22 protein-coding genes are annotated in these 22,480 nt (G+C 47.7%); 12 read left to right on the forward strand and 10 right to left on the reverse strand.

Features of this window, described 5'->3' with window-relative positions:
- Positions 1–29: 29 nt before the first annotated feature.
- The 5 genes from KW93_RS10920 to KW93_RS10940 all read right to left on the reverse strand — a co-directional run bounded on the left by KW93_RS10920 (position 30) and on the right by KW93_RS10940 (position 3,445).
- Positions 30–665 carry a response regulator transcription factor gene (locus KW93_RS10920; RefSeq protein WP_033543050.1) on the reverse strand — a complete coding sequence of 212 codons (636 nt, stop codon included), beginning with the start codon at positions 663–665 and terminating at the stop codon, positions 30–32.
- Positions 640–1,686, reverse strand: coding sequence for a sensor histidine kinase (locus KW93_RS10925; protein ID WP_033543051.1), 1,047 nt, complete (start codon positions 1,684–1,686; stop codon positions 640–642). Before KW93_RS10925 ends, KW93_RS10920 begins: the two co-directional genes overlap by 26 nt.
- The gene (gene liaF / locus KW93_RS10930; RefSeq protein ID WP_033543052.1) at positions 1,683–2,381 is read right to left on the reverse strand and encodes a cell wall-active antibiotics response protein LiaF; all 699 of its coding nucleotides are present in this window, start codon (positions 2,379–2,381) and stop codon (positions 1,683–1,685) included. The genes KW93_RS10925 and liaF overlap by 4 nt, the downstream gene beginning before the upstream one ends.
- A gap of 64 nt (positions 2,382–2,445) precedes the next feature.
- Complete coding sequence (locus KW93_RS10935; RefSeq protein WP_033543053.1) at positions 2,446–3,084, reverse strand: PspA/IM30 family protein; 639 nt, start codon at positions 3,082–3,084, stop codon at positions 2,446–2,448.
- A gap of 19 nt (positions 3,085–3,103) precedes the next feature.
- On the reverse strand, positions 3,104–3,445 hold the full coding sequence (locus KW93_RS10940; RefSeq protein ID WP_033543054.1) for a lmo0954 family membrane protein: 342 nt from the start codon (positions 3,443–3,445) through the stop codon (positions 3,104–3,106).
- A 172-nt stretch (positions 3,446–3,617) separates the two neighbouring features.
- Here KW93_RS10940 and KW93_RS10945 point away from each other — a divergent pair, with 172 nt between their 5' ends.
- The 4 genes from KW93_RS10945 to trhO all read left to right on the forward strand — a co-directional run bounded on the left by KW93_RS10945 (position 3,618) and on the right by trhO (position 7,449).
- Positions 3,618–4,697 carry a metallophosphoesterase gene (locus KW93_RS10945; protein WP_033543055.1) on the forward strand — a complete coding sequence of 360 codons (1,080 nt, stop codon included), beginning with the start codon at positions 3,618–3,620 and terminating at the stop codon, positions 4,695–4,697.
- A gap of 18 nt (positions 4,698–4,715) precedes the next feature.
- Positions 4,716–5,324, forward strand: a complete 609-nt coding sequence (locus KW93_RS10950) for a DedA family protein (protein WP_033543056.1) — start codon at positions 4,716–4,718, stop codon at positions 5,322–5,324.
- 77 nt (positions 5,325–5,401) lie between these two features.
- Entirely contained in the window at positions 5,402–6,352 is a 951-nt protein-coding gene (locus KW93_RS10955) for a 2-hydroxyacid dehydrogenase (protein WP_033543057.1), read from the forward strand.
- A gap of 134 nt (positions 6,353–6,486) precedes the next feature.
- On the forward strand, positions 6,487–7,449 hold the full coding sequence (trhO, locus tag KW93_RS10960; RefSeq protein WP_033543058.1) for an oxygen-dependent tRNA uridine(34) hydroxylase TrhO: 963 nt from the start codon (positions 6,487–6,489) through the stop codon (positions 7,447–7,449).
- A 56-nt stretch (positions 7,450–7,505) separates the two neighbouring features.
- Here the strand turns inward: trhO and KW93_RS17920 are convergent, their stop codons facing one another.
- Both KW93_RS17920 and KW93_RS10965 read right to left on the reverse strand, forming a co-directional pair.
- A complete protein-coding gene (locus KW93_RS17920; RefSeq protein WP_268809841.1) occupies positions 7,506–7,637 on the reverse strand; it encodes a hypothetical protein in 132 nt (43 codons plus the stop codon).
- Complete coding sequence (locus KW93_RS10965; protein ID WP_033543059.1) at positions 7,630–8,448, reverse strand: MerR family transcriptional regulator; 819 nt, start codon at positions 8,446–8,448, stop codon at positions 7,630–7,632. Before KW93_RS10965 ends, KW93_RS17920 begins: the two co-directional genes overlap by 8 nt.
- Positions 8,449–8,687: 239 nt before the next feature.
- Here KW93_RS10965 and KW93_RS10970 point away from each other — a divergent pair, with 239 nt between their 5' ends.
- Genes KW93_RS10970 through KW93_RS10980 form a run of 3 tightly spaced genes read left to right on the forward strand, consistent with a single transcriptional unit; the run spans position 8,688 to position 12,581 of the window.
- Entirely contained in the window at positions 8,688–10,169 is a 1,482-nt protein-coding gene (locus KW93_RS10970) for an aldehyde dehydrogenase family protein (RefSeq protein WP_033543060.1), read from the forward strand.
- Between the two features lie 20 nt (positions 10,170–10,189).
- Positions 10,190–11,356: a saccharopine dehydrogenase family protein gene (locus KW93_RS10975; RefSeq protein ID WP_033543061.1), complete on the forward strand. Its 1,167-nt coding sequence runs from the start codon at positions 10,190–10,192 to the stop codon at positions 11,354–11,356.
- A gap of 28 nt (positions 11,357–11,384) precedes the next feature.
- A complete protein-coding gene (locus KW93_RS10980; RefSeq protein WP_033543062.1) occupies positions 11,385–12,581 on the forward strand; it encodes an acyl-CoA dehydrogenase family protein in 1,197 nt (398 codons plus the stop codon).
- Between the two features lie 86 nt (positions 12,582–12,667).
- On the opposite strand, the gene KW93_RS10985 is transcribed toward KW93_RS10980, so the two are convergent.
- A complete protein-coding gene (locus KW93_RS10985; RefSeq protein ID WP_033543063.1) occupies positions 12,668–13,579 on the reverse strand; it encodes a diacylglycerol/lipid kinase family protein in 912 nt (303 codons plus the stop codon).
- A 112-nt stretch (positions 13,580–13,691) separates the two neighbouring features.
- On the opposite strand from KW93_RS10985, the gene KW93_RS10990 reads away from it, so the two are divergent.
- The 5 genes from KW93_RS10990 to KW93_RS11010 all read left to right on the forward strand — a co-directional run bounded on the left by KW93_RS10990 (position 13,692) and on the right by KW93_RS11010 (position 19,676).
- Complete coding sequence (locus KW93_RS10990) at positions 13,692–14,873, forward strand: alanyl-tRNA editing protein (protein WP_033543064.1); 1,182 nt, start codon at positions 13,692–13,694, stop codon at positions 14,871–14,873.
- 69 nt (positions 14,874–14,942) lie between these two features.
- Positions 14,943–17,087, forward strand: a complete 2,145-nt coding sequence (locus tag KW93_RS10995; protein WP_033543065.1) for a beta-propeller domain-containing protein — start codon at positions 14,943–14,945, stop codon at positions 17,085–17,087.
- A 103-nt stretch (positions 17,088–17,190) separates the two neighbouring features.
- Positions 17,191–18,330: a zinc-dependent alcohol dehydrogenase gene (locus KW93_RS11000; protein WP_033543066.1), complete on the forward strand. Its 1,140-nt coding sequence runs from the start codon at positions 17,191–17,193 to the stop codon at positions 18,328–18,330.
- A 104-nt stretch (positions 18,331–18,434) separates the two neighbouring features.
- The gene (locus KW93_RS11005) at positions 18,435–19,196 is read left to right on the forward strand and encodes a threonine/serine exporter family protein (protein ID WP_033543067.1); all 762 of its coding nucleotides are present in this window, start codon (positions 18,435–18,437) and stop codon (positions 19,194–19,196) included.
- A gap of 12 nt (positions 19,197–19,208) precedes the next feature.
- Positions 19,209–19,676: a threonine/serine exporter family protein gene (locus tag KW93_RS11010; protein ID WP_033543068.1), complete on the forward strand. Its 468-nt coding sequence runs from the start codon at positions 19,209–19,211 to the stop codon at positions 19,674–19,676.
- Positions 19,677–19,702: 26 nt separating this feature from the next.
- Here the strand turns inward: KW93_RS11010 and KW93_RS11015 are convergent, their stop codons facing one another.
- Positions 19,703–21,715, reverse strand: coding sequence for a sensor domain-containing protein (locus tag KW93_RS11015; RefSeq protein ID WP_033543069.1), 2,013 nt, complete (start codon positions 21,713–21,715; stop codon positions 19,703–19,705).
- 192 nt (positions 21,716–21,907) lie between these two features.
- Positions 21,908–22,480 (reverse strand): S-layer homology domain-containing protein (locus tag KW93_RS11020; RefSeq protein WP_033543070.1); only part of this gene is annotated, 573 nt, incomplete at its 5' end.

A 22,480-nucleotide genomic window follows, 5' to 3' on the forward strand; every position in this document is an offset into this window, starting at 1 on the left:
CAGAGCTAAACGGGCGTTGTCGCTTTTCTTTATTTCGGCGGGGAAACCAGCTTATGCTGAAATGCATAAATGACTGCCTGCGTCCGGTCGTGGACCTCGAGCTTTGCCAGCAGATTACTGACATGGGATTTCACTGTCTTTAATGCTATGTAGAGCTCATCCGCAATCTCCTGATTCGTGTAGCCGTGGGCAAGCAGCAGCAGAATTTCCATTTCCCGTTCGGTCAAATCCTCATGCAGAACCCGTTCATGGCGCATCTGTTTCATCATTTTGCTCATTACTTCCGGCTCGAGAACAGGCGTACCGTTCATCGTTTCGCGGATTGAATCGGCGATGCGCGACGCTTTTGAAGTTTTCAGGATATAACTGACGGCCCCCGCTTTCAGGGCAGGGTAAACTTTATCATCATCGAGGAAACTGGTGACGATCATGATCTTCGCTTCCGGCCATTCCCTGATGATCGCTTCAGTAGCTTCCGCACCGTTCATCACCGGCATGACCATATCCATCAGAATGACATCCGGCCGAAGTTCCAGTGCCATTTTTACTGCTTCTTCACCATTTGCCGCTTCGCCGGCGACTTCCATATCTTCCTGTGCCTGCAAATAAGCAGAGACGCCGATCCGGACCATTTCATGATCATCCACTAACAGAATTCGTATCATCGGGAACCTTCCTTTCAATGGGTACTTTGACTTCAACGATGGTCCCTTCAGAAGGAACCGACACGATTTTGCTCGTCGCACCGATTTCGATGGCGCGTTCTTCAATATGCTTCAGACCGTAGGAAGTCGATTTCGACTGCTCACTTTCAAAACCGACTCCGTTGTCCTGGATGCGTAAGATGGCAAAATTATCGCGTTCGATAAAAAGAATATGGACTTCGGTGGCTTTGGAATGGCGCAATGTGTTCGACAGCGTTTCCTGCGCGATGCGGAACAGGTGGTCTTCGGCACCTTTTTGCAAAGGCACTTCTTCCAGTTTATGTTCAATCGTAAAATAGACTTTTTCCTTCAGTTCGGATACCAGCTCAAATAGGCCCTGGCGCAAACTCTTGTCATGCAGTGCAGCGGGGCGCAGGTGGAGCAGCAGCGCACGCATTTCAAGCTGTGCCTGCTGGACCATTTTTTCAGTCTGCAATAAACCCGGCGAGGCCTCTTTGTTTTCTGTCATGGAAGACAGCAGCATGGATGCAGCGAATAATTGCTGGGATACAGAGTCATGCAATTCCCGCGCGAGCCGCTGGCGCTCCATTACGAGCCGCTCCTGAATGATTTTGTCCTGTGTTTCCGCCCGCTCGTTTGCAATGCGGGCCAGGCTTTTGCGCTGGGATTCCAGCAATTTCTGAAGCTTGGAAATCGAGACGGAAAGTTTTGTCGGCAAAGTTTTCATTTGCGCAGCTTCGATCACGGTCTGGTCTTCGTTCCGCAGAAGAGCCTGGAGAATCTCTTCGATTTCCTGCACTTTCGCACGGGATAAAGATTCGGTCCACCAGGAAATGCCGGCGGACAAAGCCACCATCAGAACAAAAAGCCAGATACCGAAAGGCAAGCCGGCCACAAAATCTTCCCAAAGGACCGACCAGGTGGCTACAGTCGGCAATCCCAGGAGCGCAAGGAGGATACTGAAAATGATTGCCGCGAACAAAGCCATGAAAAATAAACTTCGCGGGAGAATGTGCCTCATCGCCGGATCACCTCAACGTCTCCCATCCAAGTGGTGATGGACACCAGCAATTCCGTTTTGGCGTCTTGCACATGTTCATAGCCGTCCTGCGCCTGGACGGAACCGTACCAGATGCGTTGTTTGCTGCCGTTGAAAAAAAGGGCATCTCCAAAAACAGTCGAATAATAAATCCGGACCGGCACGTCATAAGGCACAATCAGGCGAACTCTGCCGAAGCCCTGGCGGATTGAAATCAGGGAAGCTTTTTTGGGCAGGACGGTTTGCGTAGCGTCAATCAGCAAATCACCGACGAAGCCCTGGACATGGATATCTTTCCACTCATAGGATTCGATCGGCGTCGTCTGGGCTGAGAAAAATTTATTCTGGATCAGCTCTTTGTCGACCGAGCCCTTCAGCGGAACCACTTGCTGCCATTCTTCGCCTTTCCAGAGGCGGATCAGCAGGTAGACAGCGACGGCCATTATGAACAGGCGCAGACTCCACATCGACAGGATTGAAATTCCAATCAGGATAAAACCGGTCCAGAAATAGGATTTCCGGTATTTCGGGCTTTTTTTATTGCCGTAATAGATGAGTCCAATGCCAAGAAGAACCAAAAACACGCTGCCATTTCCGAAAATGGCAGCTTCCACGAATATAAGGAATAAAGCACTCAAGGCAAAAAATGCCTGTCTGTTGGTAGAGAAATGATTCATCGCAGTTTTCGCCTCCTTCTTTGCAGCAGAAAAGTAAGAGGGGAAATGACCCTCTTACTCCAGCTTACACAATTTCTTCGGATTTCGCGCTGTTTTTTTCCAGCGCTTCGAGACGGCGCTCCATTGTTGAGCGTTCATGACGTTCTTCAACTTTGTTGCCAAGGGATTTGATGTAGCTCGCCATGTCATCGAATGAACCGATCCGTTCGGCCACCAGTTCAGGGCTGAGGATTTTATCCATCTGATAATGCGCGCGTGTCGCATTTTCTTTGCCCATCAATTGAAGCTGGCGCAATTTCATATCCTTTACTTTATGCTTCATCTCTTCGTAGCGCTGTTCAAGTGCAATACTTTCAGCAGTATTTTCGTCCAAAGAGTTGCGGAGTTGATCGACCCGGGCACTGTAAGCGGCAACTTCCTGTTCAGCGAATGCCGATAAGTCGCTCTCGCCGGAAGCCTGGGCAAGTTCCGCCTGCGCCTTCCGTTTTTCCAGAAGGCTTTGCGCTTCCTGTAATTCCTTTTCGAGTTTATCGCTGAGGCTTGTCTGGCGCTCCAGCCATTTTCCGGCCATTTCCGTTTCCTTTTCTGCTTCCAGAATGTATTTATTCAATAAACCAAGCGGATTTTTTTCCTCCTTCTTATCAAGTAATGCATCCACGTCCGTTGCCACTGCAAATTTTAATCGCTGCCATAATGTTGTCATTTGATTTCCTCCTCAGATCTTATTTGTTGAGCTTGTCCCATTCTTTTTCAAAGTTTGTGAAAGGGTCATTTTTTACAGGTGACGCAACTTTTTCTTCATTCCATTTTTTATAGATGTACCATAATACTCCGATTGCGAGTACTCCGATGATTGCCGGTACATTGGAAACGGCTGATAGGGCACCGACTGCTGCTACAAAGCCCCACCAGATTTTTGCAGCGGTTGAAACGCTTTTCAGGTAGTAATGGACACCGATGTAGATGATGACTCCCGAAAAGGCGAGACCGATAATGGGACCCAGGTTCGAAAGGGCGATAATGCCGGCAATGATGCCGATGACTGTCATCCAAAATTTATTCAAGGTATTTCCTCCTCTCAATTTGTAACTTAATCTTATCAAGGGGCTGGAAATGGCAACACGGTCTGTCACTGCATTTTTTACTCAGACTTGAGGCTTAGAAGGCACCGGGCAGTTAGCTCGGCTGTCAGGAAGGGTATAATGAAAAAGCAAAGTTGAAGGAGGTGCATTTAATATGAAGCAATTAATGGCCGGAATCATTGCATTGATGATTTATGGCATTCTCGCGGGATATACAGGGTGGGCTGTTTTTGCTTGGCTGCAAAGCATGTCCTTGCCGGTCAACGGCTGGTTTTTTGCATTCCTGTGGACGGTTTGGGCGTTCAGCTTTTTTATTGGCAGGCTGGGGCATAAATGGCTTGGATTTACGATTGCCGGCTCATACTGGCTGGGCTTTTTCCAATATGCGCTTTTACTGATTCCGATCGCCAGTTTATTGGTTCTCGCAATTGATCACCCCCGGGACGTTCAAATAATCGGGTCGGTCACCGCTTTGATTTTTCTTCTGCTTTTTATAATTGGTACATTCCTCGCCTACAGCCCTGTAGTGCGAAATAAAGAAATAATGGTGAATGGCAGCGGAGAAGATATGAATATTGTGATTGCTTCCGATTTCCATCTTGGTGTTCTCTCCGGTAAACGCCATTTGCGGCGTTTTGTGCAGATCAGCAATGACCTGCAGCCGGATTTGGTTCTGCTTGCAGGCGATCTGGTGGATGATGATCCAATCTGGTATGCGCGGTATGGAATGTCAGAAGTCATGAAGAAGCTTACTTCAAAGTATGGCGTCTTTGGAGTGCTGGGCAACCATGAATACTACGGCAGAAAAATACCGCTGCTCGTCCGCGTCATGGAAGAATCCGGCGTGAACATATTAATGGATGAAACAATAGAGATCCCGGGTAAACTTTATATTTCCGGAAGAGAAGACCGCACCAACGGCAAAAGAGCGTCACTCGAAACATTAAAACCATCTGGCAGCCTGCCGTGGATTGTTCTGGACCATACGCCGGCCGATTTGAAAACGCCGGTGCAGCATGGTGTCGATTTGCATATTTCAGGCCATACGCATAAAGGACAGATGTGGCCGAACCGTTTTATTACAAAAAAAGTTTTCGACTTGGATTATGGGTACCGGCAAAATGGCGGCACACATTTTCTTGTGTCTTCCGGCTTCGGCTTTTGGGGACCGCCCATACGTATTGGCAGCCGTTCAGAACTGTGGTTGGTGCGGATAAAACACACAAATAACTGAACGGAAGAGTGATACATAATGGAAGATTGGATTACATCAGTAATGGAAAGCTACGGGTACGGGGGGGTATTTTTTCTGATTTTACTGGAGAATATTTTTCCGCCGATTCCTTCCGAAATTGTGCTGACAGTAGGCGGGTTTATGACTACGACGACCAGGCTGAGCATCGCGGGGGTAATAGCGGCATCTACAGCTGGTTCGGTTGCGGGAGCAATTATCCTCTACTGCCTCGGCAGATGGCTGAGTGTGGAGCGGCTGGAAGGTGTTGTGGAAAAATACGGTAAATGGCTGCGGGTCAAGAAGCAGGATCTTCACAAAGCCGATGCCTGGTTTGACCGCTACGGCATGTGGACCGTGTTTTTCGGCAGACTGATCCCCGTGGTGCGAAGCCTGATTTCAATTCCGGCGGGCATGTCCGGCATGAAATTGAAATGGTTCCTGCTATTTACCATTAGCGGGACGCTGATCTGGAATACCATTCTGGTCATTGTGGGAGCGGCAGTCGGAGAAAACCGTGAGGCCATCATGCGGCAGCTGGAAATTTATTCGAATGTGGTTTATGTGGTATTGATTGCGGGGGCTGTAGCGGGCGTCTGGTATTTCCTTCGGAAAAGACGTGCTGAGTAAAACCGGAGGACAGTTCATTGCCGCAAATATTTTTAATTGCTATAATTATTGCATAATGAGATTGGAGGATGTTGTTAATGAAGCCGATTGTTTACATCACCCGCAAACTGCCTGACGCGGCAGTGAAGGGCCTGGAAGATTCCTATGAGGTGCGGATGTGGCAGGAGGAAGAACAGCCCGTGCCGCGGGACGTCCTGCTGGAAGAAGCCGGAAATGCATCTGCTTTATGGACGATGCTTTCAGATCAAATAGACAGTGAAGTAATCAATGCAGCCCCAAATCTGAAGATTATTTCCAATTTGGCTGTAGGCTATAATAATATCGATTTGGATGCTGCAAGAAAACGCGGCATTGCAGTAACAAATACACCTGATGTTCTCACTGAGACGACAGCCGATCTGACGTTTGCCCTGCTGTTGGCTACGGCCCGGCGTCTGATTGAAGCTGAAAAAACGGTACGTTCCGGAGACTGGAAATCATGGACACCAATGGGCATGACCGGCCAGGATGTATACGGCGCGACGCTTGGCATCATCGGCATGGGGCGCATCGGCGAGGGAGTATGCAAAAGAGCGAGCGGTTTTGATATGAAAGTCATGTATCACAACAGGACCCGCAGAAGCCTGGAAGATGTGGAGTATGCTGAACTCGATGAGCTATTGAAGAAATCCGATTTCGTTGTCATCCTTACGCCTTTGACGGAGGAAACCAAAGGGATGATCGGCGAGCGGGAATTGGCATTAATGAAGAACACCGCCTGCCTGATCAATGTCGCGAGAGGCGGGATTGTGGATGAAGATGCTTTATACGAGGCGCTGAAATCGAAGAGCATCTGGGCAGCCGGGTTCGACGTATTTGAGAAAGAGCCGCTCCCGCTCGATTCCAAACTGCTTGAACTTGATAATCTGACGGTACTGCCGCACATCGGCAGCGCCGGTATCCGAACGAGATTAAAAATGATGCAGCTGAATGCGGAAGCAATAGGGGCATGCCTGGGCGGACAGTCCATTAAAAACAGAGTTTGCTAGGAACAGCTGCGCCTGCAGCTGTTTTTTTGAATTCACTGAAAGTTGAAAGATAGTGTATTTTATTGTAAAATGATTGAGGTTTTTGAAGTCTTTTTGACTGATAAGCCAAAATGAAAGAATAGGGGGTATGATTCATGCAAAATCATACACACAACGTTTTACTGTATTACCTTTATACACCGATCGAGGATCCTGAAACTTTTGCGGCTGAACATCTGGCGGCGTGCAAGGCACTCGAATTGAAAGGCCGTATCCTGGTGTCCCACGAAGGCATCAACGGCACATGCTCCGGAACTGTTGAACAGACGGAAGCATATATGGAAATGCTGAAAAATGATGAACGTTTTTCGGATATCGTCTTTAAAATCGATGCGGCTGACGGCCATGCATTCAAAAAAATGCACGTCCGCGCGAAAAAGGAGATTGTTCACCTGGGGCTCGAAGAGGATATCGATCCGAACGAGCTGACTGGAACTTACCTGGAGCCGGCTGAATTCTATAAACGCATGCAGGATCAGGATACGATTGTTCTTGATGCGCGCAATGACTATGAATATGATCTTGGCCATTTCCGCGGCGCTGTTCGCCCGGATATTGAAAACTTCCGCGATTTGCCGGAATGGGTCAGAGAAAACAAGGAAATGTTCGAAGGCAAAAAGATTTTGACGTATTGCACAGGCGGGATCCGCTGTGAGAAATTTTCCGGCTGGCTGAAAAAAGAAGGATTTGAAGATGTGGCACAGCTCCACGGCGGCATCGTGACTTACGGGAAAGATCCGGAAGTGCGCGGTGAGCTGTGGGAAGGCCAGCTTTATGTGTTCGATGAGCGCATTGCCGTTCCTGTCAACCAGGTGGAACATGTCATCGTCGGCAAAGACCACTTCACGGGAGAGCCATGTGAGCGCTACGTAAACTGCGCAAATCCTGAATGCAATAAAAAAATCATTGCTTCTGAAGAAAACGAACACAGATATATGCGTTCGTGTTCAGATGAATGCCGCGAACACCCACGCAACCGTTATGCTTTCGAGCATGGTTTGACAGGTGCAGAAGTTCAGGCACGTCTTGATGCATTAAAGGAAAAGACTGAAGTATAAGTTATAGAGAAGCAAACGAAAAAGCTGCCCAGCACTGGGCAGCTTTTTCTTTACGCTCATTTTTCTTCAAGTTCCTTTGCGCAGTCCGAGCAAAAAAGCTCGCTGTTTACATAGGTGCCATCAAGAAAACCGTCACGGCAGTAGACTTCTTTTCCGCAATTGACGCATGATCCGATCAGCTCAATCATTGGCTAATCCGCCAGCAAATATGTACATTGCCTCTTTCAAATACTTGGATAATCCTGCTCCGTGGCGGTCGATGTTCTTGGCGAACCGGCTGTCGGAAGCATAAAGGTCTGCGAGGCCGCGGAACATTTTCGGTGAACAATTATAGAAGCGGTCCAATAATGTGTAATAGGCTCTCATTTCCACCTGGACTTCAGATGCGTCCGGCGGGAGATGCATCAAATTCGAAACGGCATTGTAAATCCGTTCGCCTTCGCGGTTGATCTCTTCCAGGTCCTCTTCTTCTTTTTCCGGTTTTTGGGCTGCGGCAGGTTCAGGTTCTGTAAAATTAACTTCTTCAAGAACATCATCCGGCTCTGTAAAGTCTTCATAGGAAGCTTCTTCAGGTGAGGATGGCTGTTCGGGAACTTCCAGATAAAACTTAACATTGTCAGCGGTGTTTTTGATTCCGAATGCCGCAAAACGTTCTTCGTTCGACAACTTCTGCACCCCTGCATATTCGAGCTGAGTGCGCTCAGCATTTTCAATCAGCTTTTCTATGCGCTCTTTCTTTTTGCGCAACAATTCGGCGTGCTGTGTTAAAGCGTAGGTGGCATCAAACCCTTCTGCCACCAATTCCTGAATTTTCTTCAGTGAAAATCCAAGCTCTTTAAAGAATAAGATATGCTGGAGCAGTTTCAAATCATCGTCATTATAATAACGGTAACGGTTGGATCCGATATTGGAAGGCTTCATCAAACCGATACTGTCGTAATGGTGGAGTGTGCGGACACTGACTCCTGCAATCGTTGCCACTTCCTGTACTTTGTACATATCAATCACCTCTTCCATTTGATTAGACTATGACGTTCCGTAAGTGTCAATACTTTTCCGGTTACTTTCCACAAAATGATTCTTTCTGCATGGAACGTTTTTTCTTGCAGATATGGAAGTTATTTATTTGATAATTTAAACTAATCAAAACTATTGCTGTAATTCATGTTGATTGTATGGAATAATAAGGGTGAAAGCGCTTTCTTTTATTGGACTATATATGAAGGGGGAATACAGAAATGAAGTTAATGAACTATGTAAACGGGAAATGGCAGCAGGGAGCAGAAGGAGATTTTGCAGCTGTTGTGAATCCGGCCAACGGTGAAGAACTGGCTCAAGTCCAGATGTCCTCGGCAAGTGATGTGGATAACGCCGTGAAAGCAGCTAAAGCGGCACAGAAATTATGGGCAAAAGTTCCGGCGCCGAAACGGGCGTCGTACCTATATGAAATTGGACGGATCATGAAAGACAGAAAAGAACATCTTGCGCAGGTGCTGACAAAAGAAATGGGCAAAGTGATTGAAGAAGGCCGGGGAGAAGTGCAGGAAGGCATTGATATGGCTTTCTATATGGCAGGAGAGGGGCGCCGCCTTTTCGGTGAGACGACACCATCCGAACTGGCGGATAAATTTGCCATGAGTGTCCGGGCACCGATTGGTGTTGTCGGGCTGATCACGCCCTGGAATTTTCCGGTGGCAATTGCCACGTGGAAATCGTTTCCTGCAATTGTAGCCGGCAATACGTTTGTATGGAAACCGGCAACCGAAACCCCGATGATGGCTTATGAAATGAGCCGGATCTTTGATGAAGCCGCTTTGCCGGCAGGCGTCGCCAATATTGTGTTCGGTGCCGGTTCTGAAGTGGGAACCGCTATGATTGAACACCCTGATATCCGTGTCATTTCGTTTACGGGATCAACGGAGACTGGCCGGAAAGTGGCGGAAGCAGGAGGACGCAACCTGAAAAAAGTGTCACTGGAAATGGGCGGCAAAAATGCCGTTATCGTCATGGATGACGCGGACCTTGATCTGGCGGTTGAAGGCATCTTATGGAGCGCTTTTGGAACCGCAGGCCAGCGCTGTACAGCCTGCAGCCGGGTCATTGTCCACAAAGACGTAAAAGAGGACCTGCAAAACAGGCTGCTCTCAAAAATGGAAGGGCTGACGATCGGCGATGGGTTGGATGAGTCGGTAAAAATAGGGCCGGTCATCAATAGGAAAGCGCTCGAAAAAATCCATTCCTATATCGAAATCGGCAAAGAAGAAGGGGCGAAATTGCTGGCGGGCGGGGAAATCCTAACCGGCGGCCATTACGACAACGGAAACTATTACGCACCGACATTGTTTACGGATGTTGATGCATCAATGAGGATAGCACAGGAGGAAATATTCGGTCCGGTTATTTCAGTGATTGAAGTGGACAGTTTTGAAGCAGCTATTGAAGTGAATAATGGCGTTATTTACGGATTGTCCAGTTCGATTTATACGCAGGACATCAATAAAGCATTCAAAGCCCAGCGTGACCTGGATACGGGAATCGTCTACATCAACGCGGGAACGAGCGGTGCAGAAATCCACCTGCCGTTCGGAGGCACTAAAGGCACCGGCAATGGACACAGGGATTCGGGTGTTGCTGCGCTTGACGTATTCACGGAGTGGAAATCGGTGTATGTCGATTTCAGCGGGAAATTGCAGCGTGCGCAGATTGATAACGAAATTTAATACAAAAGGGGGAAATTGGGATGAAAGTCGCGGTACTTGGCGCAGGGCTGATGGGCATGCAGGCAGCGGGGGACCTGGTTTTGAGCGAAGCGGTCGAGCGGGTCTATCTGGCGGATATGGATACGGAAAAAGCAGAGAAATTCAAAAAGAAAAACGGCAGCGAAAAGCTTGAAATCGTCTATTTGGATGCAAACGTTGACCAATCGCTGGAATCGGTCATATCAAAAGCGGATGTCGTCATTAACGCCCTGTTTTACACGTTTAACGTCAAAGTCGCTGAAACAGCTTTGAAATACGGCGTTCATGCAGTCGATCTCGGAGGCCATATCGGAGGAGCGACGGATGCTGTGCTGAATCTACATGAGCAGGCCGAGGAAAAAGGCGTGACTCTCATTCCGGATCTTGGTGTGGCACCGGGCATGATTAACATCCTGACAGGCTACGGAGCAGGGAAACTGGACCGGGTCAGTGATATCAAGATTCTTGTCGGCGGCATTCCTGTCCATCCGGAACCGCCGCTCGAATACAATCATGTTTTTTCACTCGATGGAGTTTTCGATCATTACACCGACCCTTCGCATGTACTGCGAAACGGAAAACTGCTCGAAGTCCCTTCATTGTCGGAAATTGAACATGTTGAGTTTGAAGAATTTGGTGAATTGGAAGCTTTTCACACGTCAGGCGGCACATCAACTTTGACCGATACGTTCAGCGACATCGAGAATTTGGAATATAAAACATTGCGGTATAAAGGGCATGCAGAAAAATTCCGGCTGCTTGTCGATCTCGGATTCACCGACCGCAACAAAACAGTCCGGGTGGCTGGCCATCTTATCAAAACCCGGGATGTGCTGCGGGAAGTGCTGACGCCGATTACGGAACTTGGGGATAAGGAAGATGCCGTGGTGTTGAGGGTGACCGTTACTGGGACGAAAGATAATGAAGAAATGACGTATACGTATGAGATGGTGACCAAAAAAGATGGGCGGTCGGGAGTTACGGCGATGGCGCGTGCAACAGCATTCACCATTTCGGCAGTTGCCCAGATGATCGGCAGCGGTTTAATCGGGAAAAGAGGCTCTTATCCGCCGGAGCTGATTGTGCCGGGTGATGCCTATATCCAGGAAATGGCGAAACGAGGGGTAGAAATTAAAGAAACGGTGAAGCGCACGGCTTATCAGCAATAAGAAACAACGAATCGGGGGGAATCAGGGGATGAACTTCAGTTTTTCGGAAGAACAAGTGCTGCTGAGGAAAACGGTAAGGCAATTTGTGGACAACGAAATCATTCCGCACATCTCGGAATGGGACAGCAAAGGCAGTTTCGATCCCGCCATCTGGAAGCGGCTGGCTGACCTCGGTCTCATGGGCGTCTGCATTCCGGAAAAATACGGGGGCAGCGGAATGGATTATAATGCGCTGGCGATTGTCTGTGAAGAACTGGAAAGAGGGGACACCACTTTTCGGACGGCGGTGTCAGTTCATACCGGTTTAAATTCGATGACCATTCTGCAATGGGGAACGGAAGATCAAAAGCAGAAGTTTTTATTGCCGCAGGCGAAAGGTGAAAAAATTGGTGCGTTCGGGCTGACGGAACCGGGGGCAGGGTCGGACGTGGCGGCGCTTTCGACGACCGCAGTGCGGGAAGGCGATGACTATATCCTGAACGGCCAGAAAACATGGATATCCCTGTGCGACACGGCGGATCATTTTATCGTCTTTGCATATACGGACAAATCCAAAAAACATCAGGGCATCAGCGCTTTTATTGTCGAGCGCAGCCGTGAAGGATTTTCGTCCAAAGCGATCAAAGGAAAATATGGTATAAGAGCGGGCAATACCGGTGAACTATTTTTTGAGGATGTTCGCATTCCCGCAGCGAACCGGCTGGGGGAAGAAGGTGAAGGGTTTAAGATTGCCATGGCTTCCCTTGATAACGGCCGGTTTACAGTCGCTGCCGGAGCATGTGGATTGATCAGCGCCTGCCTCGAGGAAAGTGTGCGTTATTGCCAAACCCGCTCGACGTTCGGCAAATTGATCGGTGAACACCAGCTGGTTCAGCAAATGATTGCCCGGATGGAAGCCGGCTATCAAATGAGCCGCCTGCTGGTCTACCGGGCGGGCGAATTGAAAAACCAGGGCGTCCGAAATACAAGGGAAACTTCGCTGGCGAAATGGCAGGCCTGTGATTTTGCCAATCGGGCTGCGGATGACGCAGTGCAGATTCACGGCGCCTATGGTTATTCCGATGATTATCCGGTCGCCCGTTTCCTGAGAAATTCGAAAGCGCCTGTCATTTATGAAGGGACTCGTGAAATCCATACCATCATGCAGGCCGAATATGTTCTGGGTATGCGGGAAGATAAAAGTTTGAACCGGATGCTGCCGAAATGGCCGTTTGAAGATCAGTAGATTTTAGAGAACTGCCAATTAAAAATGCGGAAGGCCATGAAGAAGTGCGTTACTTCTTCATGGCCTTCCGCATTTTTACTGATTTATTAATCCAGAAAATCTGCCGGTCTCGGCACGAACATTTTCAAATTTTGCGGAATGATTTCAATATCAACGGGGGTCTGCAGATAGATTTCTCCATCCGTATCAATATCCATCGGTTCTTCAGTTGCAATACTCACCCGTCTGCCCTGGTAATGGCGGATATGGGCCAATTCTTCGACGGGAACATCCGGCTTGGACAATGAAAACCATTCCAGGATGGCCGCTATCGAAGAAGTCTGGATGATGAAGATGTCGAGCAGGCCATCGGATGGATCAATCGAATCCATCGGAAAAGCATGCGTTCCAATTGATTTTCCGTTCATGACAAGTGCGAGTACGCCATTTTCTTCGTGCGTGATCCCATCCACAGTCAGCGTGATCGGAAATGGTTCCGTCTGGCGCATCGACTGCAGTCCGCTCATAAAGTAACTCAATTTGCCATAGCGTTCCTTCAATTGAATATCGATATTCGTCGAAGCATCCGTTATGATTCCGATGCCCGCAAAGTTCAGGAAAGAATGACCATTGATATCAGCAGTGTCAATTTCTTTGATTACCCCATCGATGAGACTATCAGCAGCAAATGCCAGGTCCATCGGGATTTCAAGTGTCCGGGCGAAATCGTTGCAGGTGCCGCTGGGTATGATTCCGAGTGGAGGTGGAATCGGTGCTTCGGACAAGGCCTGGACTGCCTCATGTATTGTGCCGTCGCCGCCTGCCACAAATAAGGCGTCAGTGTATACCGCCGCTGCTCTGCAGGCAGCCGCCAGCTCTTCCGCGCTGTTTGTCTGCACGAGTTCCAATCGCTCCGAAGCGGCGGCAAGTGCAGGGACCGTCGCAGAAATGACAGAGTCCGTCGTGGACGCTCCCGCCTGCCCGTTGTACAATAATACTGAATGCTTGAATTTCGGCACGGTGATATCCCCCTTAAAACGATCTTTCTATTCTAATTCCACTTTACGCATTTCTGTAAACAAATCATGCAGTTACATATGAAGGCAGCTTATCTGAAAGGAGGACAGGACGATGACCGAAAAAATATTCCATCAGGATGTTTCAGTTCACACCATCGAAGCAGAAGTGATTGCCACCGGCACAGATGAAAAAGGCCATTACGCTGTTCTGGACCGCAGCTGTTTTTATCCTGCTGGAGGCGGGCAGCCCGCTGATACCGGCACGATAGGAGAAGCTGAGGTTCTGGACGTCCAGGAAATTGAAGGTGAGATTCGGCATTATACTCTGCAGCTTCTGGAGAATGGCAAAGTTCCGGCAGCAATTGATTGGCAGCGGCGCTTTGATCATATGCAGCAGCATACCGGACAACATTTGCTGAGTGCAGTATCCGAAAATGATTTTGGCATGGTGACCACGAGTTTCCATCTGGGAACGGAAAGGGTCACCATTGACCTGGATATTCCGGATATTACGCCGGTTCAGCTGAAAGCAATAGAGCGGCGGGTAAACGAATTGATCTACCGGCAACTTCCCATTCACACAAATTGGGTCTCCCGCGAAGAGGCGTTGGAGCTGCCATTGCGTAAACCCCCGGCTGTCGAAGGGAAAGTCCGTCTGGTCGAAATAGTGGGAATTGATCTGAATGCCTGCGGTGGCACTCATCTGCGGAACACAGCGGAACTGGGATTGATCAAAATCCTTCAATCACATAAATCCAAATCCGGGACCCGTGTTTATTTCTTATGCGGTCACCGCGCAATGAACCATTTTGATTTGCTTCAAACGGTTACCGATCAGCTGACGCGTACTTTAAATGCACCGGCAGCCGAATTGCAAAATGCGGCAGCAGCTGCCTTGGCTGACCGGAAGGAAAAGGAAAAGCAGCTGAAAAAACTGACAGTGCAACTAATAGAGCAGGAAGCGGACAGCCTCCTGCCGGAAGGTAATTTGATTATTAAGGAAATAAGCGGACGCCCATTCAAGGATGTGCAGCAATTAGCGAGATTAGCTGTGAAAAAGCATCCGTCTGTTTATGTACTGTTCACGGTTTCGGAAGGTGCGAATATTCGACTCGTCTGTGCGAAAGGCAAGAATACGTCGGGCGATATGAAAGAAGTGCTCGGTAAGATGGTTGAAAAAGCAGAAGGCAATGCCGGAGGAAATGAAGAGTTTGCGCAAGCAGGCGGACTTTTGGCTGTGGATGTGGATTCGTATAAAACTGCTTTCGAAAGGCTGATAAAAGATATTACATAATTTTTGTAACTTTTCTGTAACATAGCTGTCTAATCAGTAAGAGCAGGCAGAGAGGAAGTGGATGAAATTATGAAGAAAAGAAGTTTATGGCTTCTTGCGGCCGCAATTATTGCAGCCATAGGTATCGGGTTCGCCTTCATGATCGATAAAGTTTCAATCAGTGCGTCAACCGTCGCTTTGGCAGAGCAGGGATGGAGAGCCAACTTTTCTTCTGCCCTCCATTCCGATGCCATCGAAAAAGGGTATCTCTATTTAACGGATGCTGATGAAGAGCCGGTGAATGTGGAAATGACATTGCTGGAAAACGGCAAGACATTGGAGATTCCACAGATTTCGACTGGCAATTATATTCTGCATATCAAAAAGTCTGCGATAAAAGGGAAGTTCCTGAAAAGTCTGTCCAATGACCAGGTTGCATTTTCGGTTCAGGAAAAAATCACAGCTCTTTCAACAGAAGAAGAGCTTAAGGATTATTTCAGGCAATTGCTGGAACTGCAGAAAAATACTGAACGCTACGGGGCTTTTGGTGAAGGCAGCGGAATGGAGACGAGTGAATCTGCATCCAGTGATACGGCCGGATCCGGTGAAGGCGGCAGCCATTCATCTACAAATAACCAGGTGGAAGGCGTCGATGAAGCGGATCTTGTTAAGACGGACGGTTCCTATATTTATTCCATCAGTGAGTCAAGAGTCATCATAATGGATGCCAGATATCCGGATGATTTATCAGTGGGAGCTGAAATAGTGCTGGAACCGGAAATGTATCCCCAGCAATTGTTCCTGTCGGATAACACGCTGGTGGTGATGGGCAGTGAGTATAATCTGATACACGGGGAAAGTGAATCGGAGGATGAGATGCAGCATATTTCCATGACCAGCCTGTTCTTCTATGACATCAGTGATCCTGCCTCTCCCCGCCTGCTGCGGAAAATCGGAACGGAAGGCAATTTGAATGGTGCAAGGCTCACAAACGGGATCCTTTATTATGTAACGAATGTCTATCCGAATATTTGGATGATGGAGGAACAGGAAGATGTCGAACTGCGTCCGAGAACGTATGATTCAAAAGATGGCGAAGAATTATCAGTATTGCCATTTGACAGGATTTCCATTCTCCCGGGAACGATGGAAGGCAGCTACAGCATCGTATCAGCCATCGATCTGGCTGATCCGCAGGAAAACGAATTATCGACTGACGGTTTTCTTGGAGGCAGCGAACAGCTTTACATGACAAAGGAAAGTCTGTATTTGACTGCTGCAGCTTATGTACCATTGGATGAGCAGGGGACGGACAGCAATCTGTCGATGGATATCTGGATTCCGCAAATAGCCAATACTGAAATCTTCAAATTCGCGTTGGACGGGACCACAGTCGAGTTTGTCGCGTCGAGTGAAGTAAAGGGATCTTTGCTCAATCAATTCTCGATGGACGAATACAATGGTTATTTCCGCATCGCAACCACAGAAGGATTTGCCTGGGATGAAGCGGCACCCTCGAAAAATCATCTGTTCATCCTGGACGGTGGAATGGAGCAGGTGGGGTCAGTTGAAGATCTGGCGAAAGGCGAGAGGATCTATTCGGCCCGCTTTATGGGTGACAAAGCCTATATGGTGACATTCAAGGAAACGGATCCGCTGTTCGTCATAGATGTTTCTGCACCATCTGCTCCGGAAGTGCTGGGAGAACTGAAAATACCCGGCTTCTCAAATTATCTGCACCCGCTCGGTGAAGACCACCTGATCGGCTTCGGGTCGGATACACATCTGCTTCCTTCAAAAGAAGGGGAAGCCCGTGTGGTCACCGGAGGCATGAAAATTTCGCTGTTTGACGTGAGTGATTTTGAAAATCCGCTGGAAAAAGATACAGAAATCATTGGCGGGCAGGGTACATCATCGGCTTTGCAATACGATCATAAAGCTTTGTTTACCCATTCGGAAAGGAATCTTTACGGTTTTCCGATTAACATCTACCGGGAAACAAAAGGGGACTTTATCGAATTTGAAGGGCAGGGGGCGTTAATTTATACCATCACGCCGCAAGGGATCGAACAAACGGCAAATCTTCTGAAAGAAGGGACCGGCCAGTATGAAGACTGGAACAGCATGATCCAGCGAATCATTTATATCGATGAAACAATTTATACAATCGCCAACAGCGAAATCAGAAGCTATGATTTGAATACGTTCGAAATCAAAGACACGATTGAATATTGACTCTTAAGACCGGAGGTGCCAGGAAATTTATCCTGGCACGTTTTTTTTATGGCAGAAAAGGGAAGGAGAAGAGTATTCTGAAAACTCACTGGAGGGATAGTAAATGAAGGCAGTTACTTTTCAAGGTGCGAAAGATATTCAGGTAAAGAATGTCAAAGATCCAGAAATTGAAAAAAAGGACGATATCATTGTTAAAATCACTTCCACCGCGATTTGCGGGTCGGATCTGCATATCTACCAGGGAGCGTTGCCGACGCATAAAGGTTATGTTATTGGACACGAGCCGATGGGCATCGTGGAAGAAGTGGGACCGGAAGTAACAAAAGTGAAAAAAGGGGACCGGGTGGTCATTCCTTTCAACGTAAGCTGCGGCCAGTGTTTCTTCTGTGACCATGAAATGGAAAGCCAATGCGATAATTCGAACCGCAACCCTCATTTTGATACGGGCGGCTATCTTGGATTTACGGAACGCTTTGGCAATTATCCTGGAGGCCAGGCGGAATATTTGCGTGTGCCGTATGGAAATTTCATGCCCTTTGTCATTCCCGAATCTTCGGAACTTGAAGATGAATCTGTATTATTCCTTTCCGACGTTCTGCCGACTGCCTACTGGAGCGTAGAAAACGCCGGAGTGAGAAACGGAGATACAGTAGTCGTCCTGGGATGCGGGCCTGTTGGGCTGATGACACAAAAATTCGCCTGGATGAAAGGCGCAGCACGTGTCATCGCTGTTGATGAACTGCCGTACCGCATGGAACGTGCAAAACGCATGAACAATGTGGAAATTGTCGATTTCAGCCAGCATGACAATACAGGAGCTTTTATCCATGATCTGACAAAAGGCGGCGCCCGCATCGTCATTGACTGTGTCGGAATGGACGGCAAGAAATCACCGATGGAAGCGGCGCAGCAAAAACTGAAACTGCAGGGTGGTACGCTGAGTGCCATCGATATCGCGAAAGATGCGGTCAGTAAATTCGGAGTCATTCAGTTGACCGGTGTTTACGGCTTAACCTACAATATGTTCCCTCTCGGAAACATTTTTGAACGCAACGTAACGATGAAAATGGGGCAGGCGCCGGTAATCCATCTCATGCCGAAACTCTTTGAAATGATCGACAACGGGGAATTCGATCCGCGTGAAATTATTTCGCATATCATGCCGATGGAAGAGGCGAGTGCGGCTTACCAGATTTTCAATGATCACATGGACGATTGCACGAAAGTCATTTTGAAACCTTGATTCAGGCGATAACCATGTACAATGAACGCTCCGCCCAGGCGGAGCGTTTTATTTTGTGCGCGGGTGCTGTATGATTAATGGCAAGTACAGAAAGGGGGGCTAATGTGAATCAGGTGAATGAAACCGGAAGTGAGCAGGCCCGGGCGTTGGATTGCTTTTTGCTGGCCGGAAAAATCATGATGGAAAGCGGAGCCGAAACGTACCGGATTGAAGATACGATGATTCGCATGGCCGCTTCCCAAAAAATGGTGGATTGTCATTGTTTCATAACGCCGACAGGCATCATGTTCTCTCCCAGTGCTGAAATGGCCACAAGATTTGTCCGCATCAGTAACCGCAGCACAGACCTGGAAAAAGTGGCGCTTGTAAATGCTGCGTCCAGGAAGCTGGTTTCAGGAGAGTTGACACTGCGTCAGACATATGAAGAACTCCAGCTAATCGACCAGACAAATTATAAGTTTCCGATACAGATCCAGGTTTTAGCGGCAGCTATGGCAAGCGGCTGTTTCCTGATTCTGCTGGGTGGAGGCTGGGAAGACCTGCCTTTCGCCTTTATTATCGGAGGCACTGCTTTTTATATAGTGGATATGATTTTGGAAAAAACAAGAGTGAAGTTTTTCGCTGAATTTATCGGAGCGTTGGTCATTGGTTCAGCAGCGTCTCTTGTGATTTATGCAGGGTTTGGACAGGATCTGGATACGATCATCATCGGTTCGGTGATGCCGCTCGTTCCCGGATTGTTAATCACAAACGCGGTAAGGGATCTGATGGCCGGCCATTTTGTTTCAGGTTTATCAAAAGGCGCCGAAGCTTTTCTCACAGCTTTTGCCATTGGTGCGGGAATTGCACTCGTATTGTCATTTTAAAGGGGGGATTGGATGAATTGGCCACTGGAGGCTTTTTTAAGTTTTTTGGCAGCCGGCGCATTTGGGGTTGTTTTCAATGCGCCTCGCCGGACCCTCGTCAGCTGCGGATTGGTCGGAATGAGCGGCTGGCTGATTTATCGCATGTATTTCCTTGCGTTTGAAGATTCGGTTCAGGCAACATTTGCCGGTGCATTTGCGGTGGCGTTAGTTGCCCACATTCTTGCGAAAAAATTCAAGATGCCTATGATTGTATTCAGTATTGCAGGAATTATTCCTCTGGTGCCCGGCAGCAAAGCGTATAACGCGATGCGCAATATCGTGGAGAATAATTACCTGGAGGCCATTGCTTTTGCTGCGGATGCGCTGATGGTTTCGGGAGCGATAGCGATGGGGCTCGTGTTTGCAGAAGTTCTGATGCAGATGGTTTTCAAACGGCAGGCGAAAAGAACACAAAAGAAAATCGGCATGACACGGAGTTGATCCCGTGTCATGCCGATTTTTTTTGTCTAAGCATGTTTGAGCCATGTTTCCAGTTCGGCTGCAGTCATCGGATGCCCGGTAATGTAACCCTGGATACTGTCGCAGTCCATAGCCCGGAGCAATTCAAGCTGCTCTTTTGTTTCGACGCCTTCGGCAATTACCTGAAGGTCAAGCGATTTACCGAATTGAATCATCCCGTTGATGAGTTTTTGCATTTTTTCCTGCTGGGTGATCGACTGGATAATATCTTTATCGATTTTCAGACTGGAAATAGGAAGCAGCAGCATATAACGGAAAGAAGCATAGCCGGTCCCGAAATCATCCAGTGAAAACGAGATTCCTTGTTGATGCAATTGCTTCATCTGGCGAACAATCGAATGCTCGGCTTCTGCTTCCAGCGCGAATTTTTCAGTAATCTCGACAGTCAGCCGATTGGCGTTGCAGCCATTGATGGTCAGTTGTTCCATCAATTGGCGGGCCATGTCCTTGTCCCGGAATTCCCGGATGGAAGAATTGATGCTGACATTCATCGTGATAGACCGGGAACTCCAGTCTTTTAACTGCCGGCACACGGTTTCGACGACAAACTTACCAATTTCGTGGATCATGCCATTTTCTTCGGCAATTGGAATCAGCTCATCCGGCGATACAATTCCAGCTTGGATATCCTGCCAGCGGACAAGGGCTTCGACACGTTCAACTTCACCGGTTTTCAGGTTGATCTGCGGCTGGTAGAGGACCTCCAGATTTTTCATATCGAGAGCGTGGATCAACCGGCGTTCAATAAGTGCTTTGCGGTTGAGCCTTTCGTGGTCATCGGCTGTCAGTGCCGATATGGCACTGCCGCCCCGCTCTTTTACTTTTTTAATCGTAGCGTGCGAAGCTTTCATCAGATGCACAAAAGTCTGCTGGTCTTCGGGATACCGGGTTACGGCCCCGCTGACAGTCAGCGGAATTGCAGCTCCTTGAATATAGATGGGGTGCTGCTGTAAATAAGTCAGGAATCCTTCGATGAACCACTGGCTTAACGGGGTGACCAATGCAAATTCATGCAGGCCGGTCCGCGTGATCAGCGAATCAGAAAAATACATCCGCAGCCGTTTGGTGAATTCGATCAGCAATTCTTTTTCGGTATCGCTGTTCGAAACGTCCCGCAGTGTATAGAAGTGATCGATATCGAAAAATACAAATGAAAAATGTCTGCGTTCTTCGATATATTGGTTGACTACCTGCTCAAGGCGGTGGCGATTCTCAAGGCCGGTAACGGAATCAATAAAAGCGATTTCTTCCAGATGATGCTGGGTTTCTTTGGCTCCTGTGATGTCTTTTTCCAGGAATATGTAATAGGTTTCAGCACCGGCAAGAATAATGGGGATGGCGGTCAGATCCACCCAATAAATTTCCCCATCTTTTTTCACTTTTTTAGCTTCCCCGTTCCAGACTTCGCCTTTTTTCAGGGTCTCCATCAACTCTTCAATTATCTCATGTTCTTCTTCCGAATCACCGAACATTTGCCAGATCGGTTTTCCGAGAATCCGCTTGGGTGTCCATTTGCTCAATTTCAAAAATAGTGGATTCGCATATGTAATCAAAAATTCTTCATCGAAATAAAGCATCATGAAAGAGTCGTCCAGTCCGTTCCGCAGACTCTCAAGCTCTCTTGCCGGTGAGTCGGCCTGCTGGGCTTCATCCATTTCAAAAATTGTTAAGATAAATTTTTCTTTTCCTGATTTGAATACTTTGGTGACAACGGTTGTATAAGTCAGCGATCCATCGCCGAGCTCAACTTCCACTTCTTCCAGTCGTATCGGATCTTTGCTGGTTATTACCTTTTCCCATGAACACTTATAAAGAGCAGCTTTCTCGGGATTCATATAAGGGCTGATTTGACCCTTGACAGACTCCGATTCTATTTTGAAAACTCTTTCTGCATGGCGGCTGCACCAAACGGTTTGGCCGTTTTCGTTCATAATGATTATGGGAAAAGGGATATGGTTGAAAACGAGATTATCAGCCAGTAACTCTTGCAATTCACTCATTCCATAAACGCTCCTTTTCCTAAGTCTAATCCTATTATAGGGGAGAAAAGCTGTGTCGTCATCCTTTTCAAAACATTCATGTTTTATTTTAGAAAAATAATGATTTAAATTCCATTTAAAATTGTGTTTAACATCAAAAATCAGCAGCCGCTCCGGGACATGCCGGTCGGCTGCTGATTTTTCTTTTCCTGGTTACTGATTGTTTTCTTTATACTTCAAAGCGCGGTCCATGAAAGTTGCAAATTCTGCTCTAGTTACGTTTTTCTGAGGTTTGAACATTCCTTCAGAACCTGTAGTGATTTCCGTTGCATAAAGTATGGAGATGTAATTCTCAGCCCAGTGTCCTTTAGCATCCGGGAAAGGATGCTTTTTGGTTTCTTTGAGATCGAATGCCTCAACCAATACTTTGGCCATTTGAGCTCTGGTCAGGAACTCTTTCGGTTCGAATTTGCCGTTTTTGCCGTCAAAGATATTGGCCTGCTGCACAGTTTTAATTTCATTGAAATAAATGTGTGATGCAGGAATATCATTGAAAGGTTTAAAGGCTTCGACTTTGTCGAACGTAAGGGCTCTGGTCAGCATCACTGCAACGTGCTGGCGTTCAATGGAGTTGCCGGGTTTAAATAATGGCGGTCCATTTTTTTGTGGGTAACCTGTGATAATACCTTTTTGATAGATTGCTTGAATAGCATCATAGGCCCAATATTTTTTCGATACGTCAGGGAACAGTTGTTTAACTGGCTCTTCAGGGTCAGTCGGTGTACC

The sequence above is a fragment of the Planococcus sp. CAU13 genome (genome assembly GCF_000775575.1).
GTDB lineage: Bacteria > Bacillota > Bacilli > Bacillales_A > Planococcaceae > Planococcus.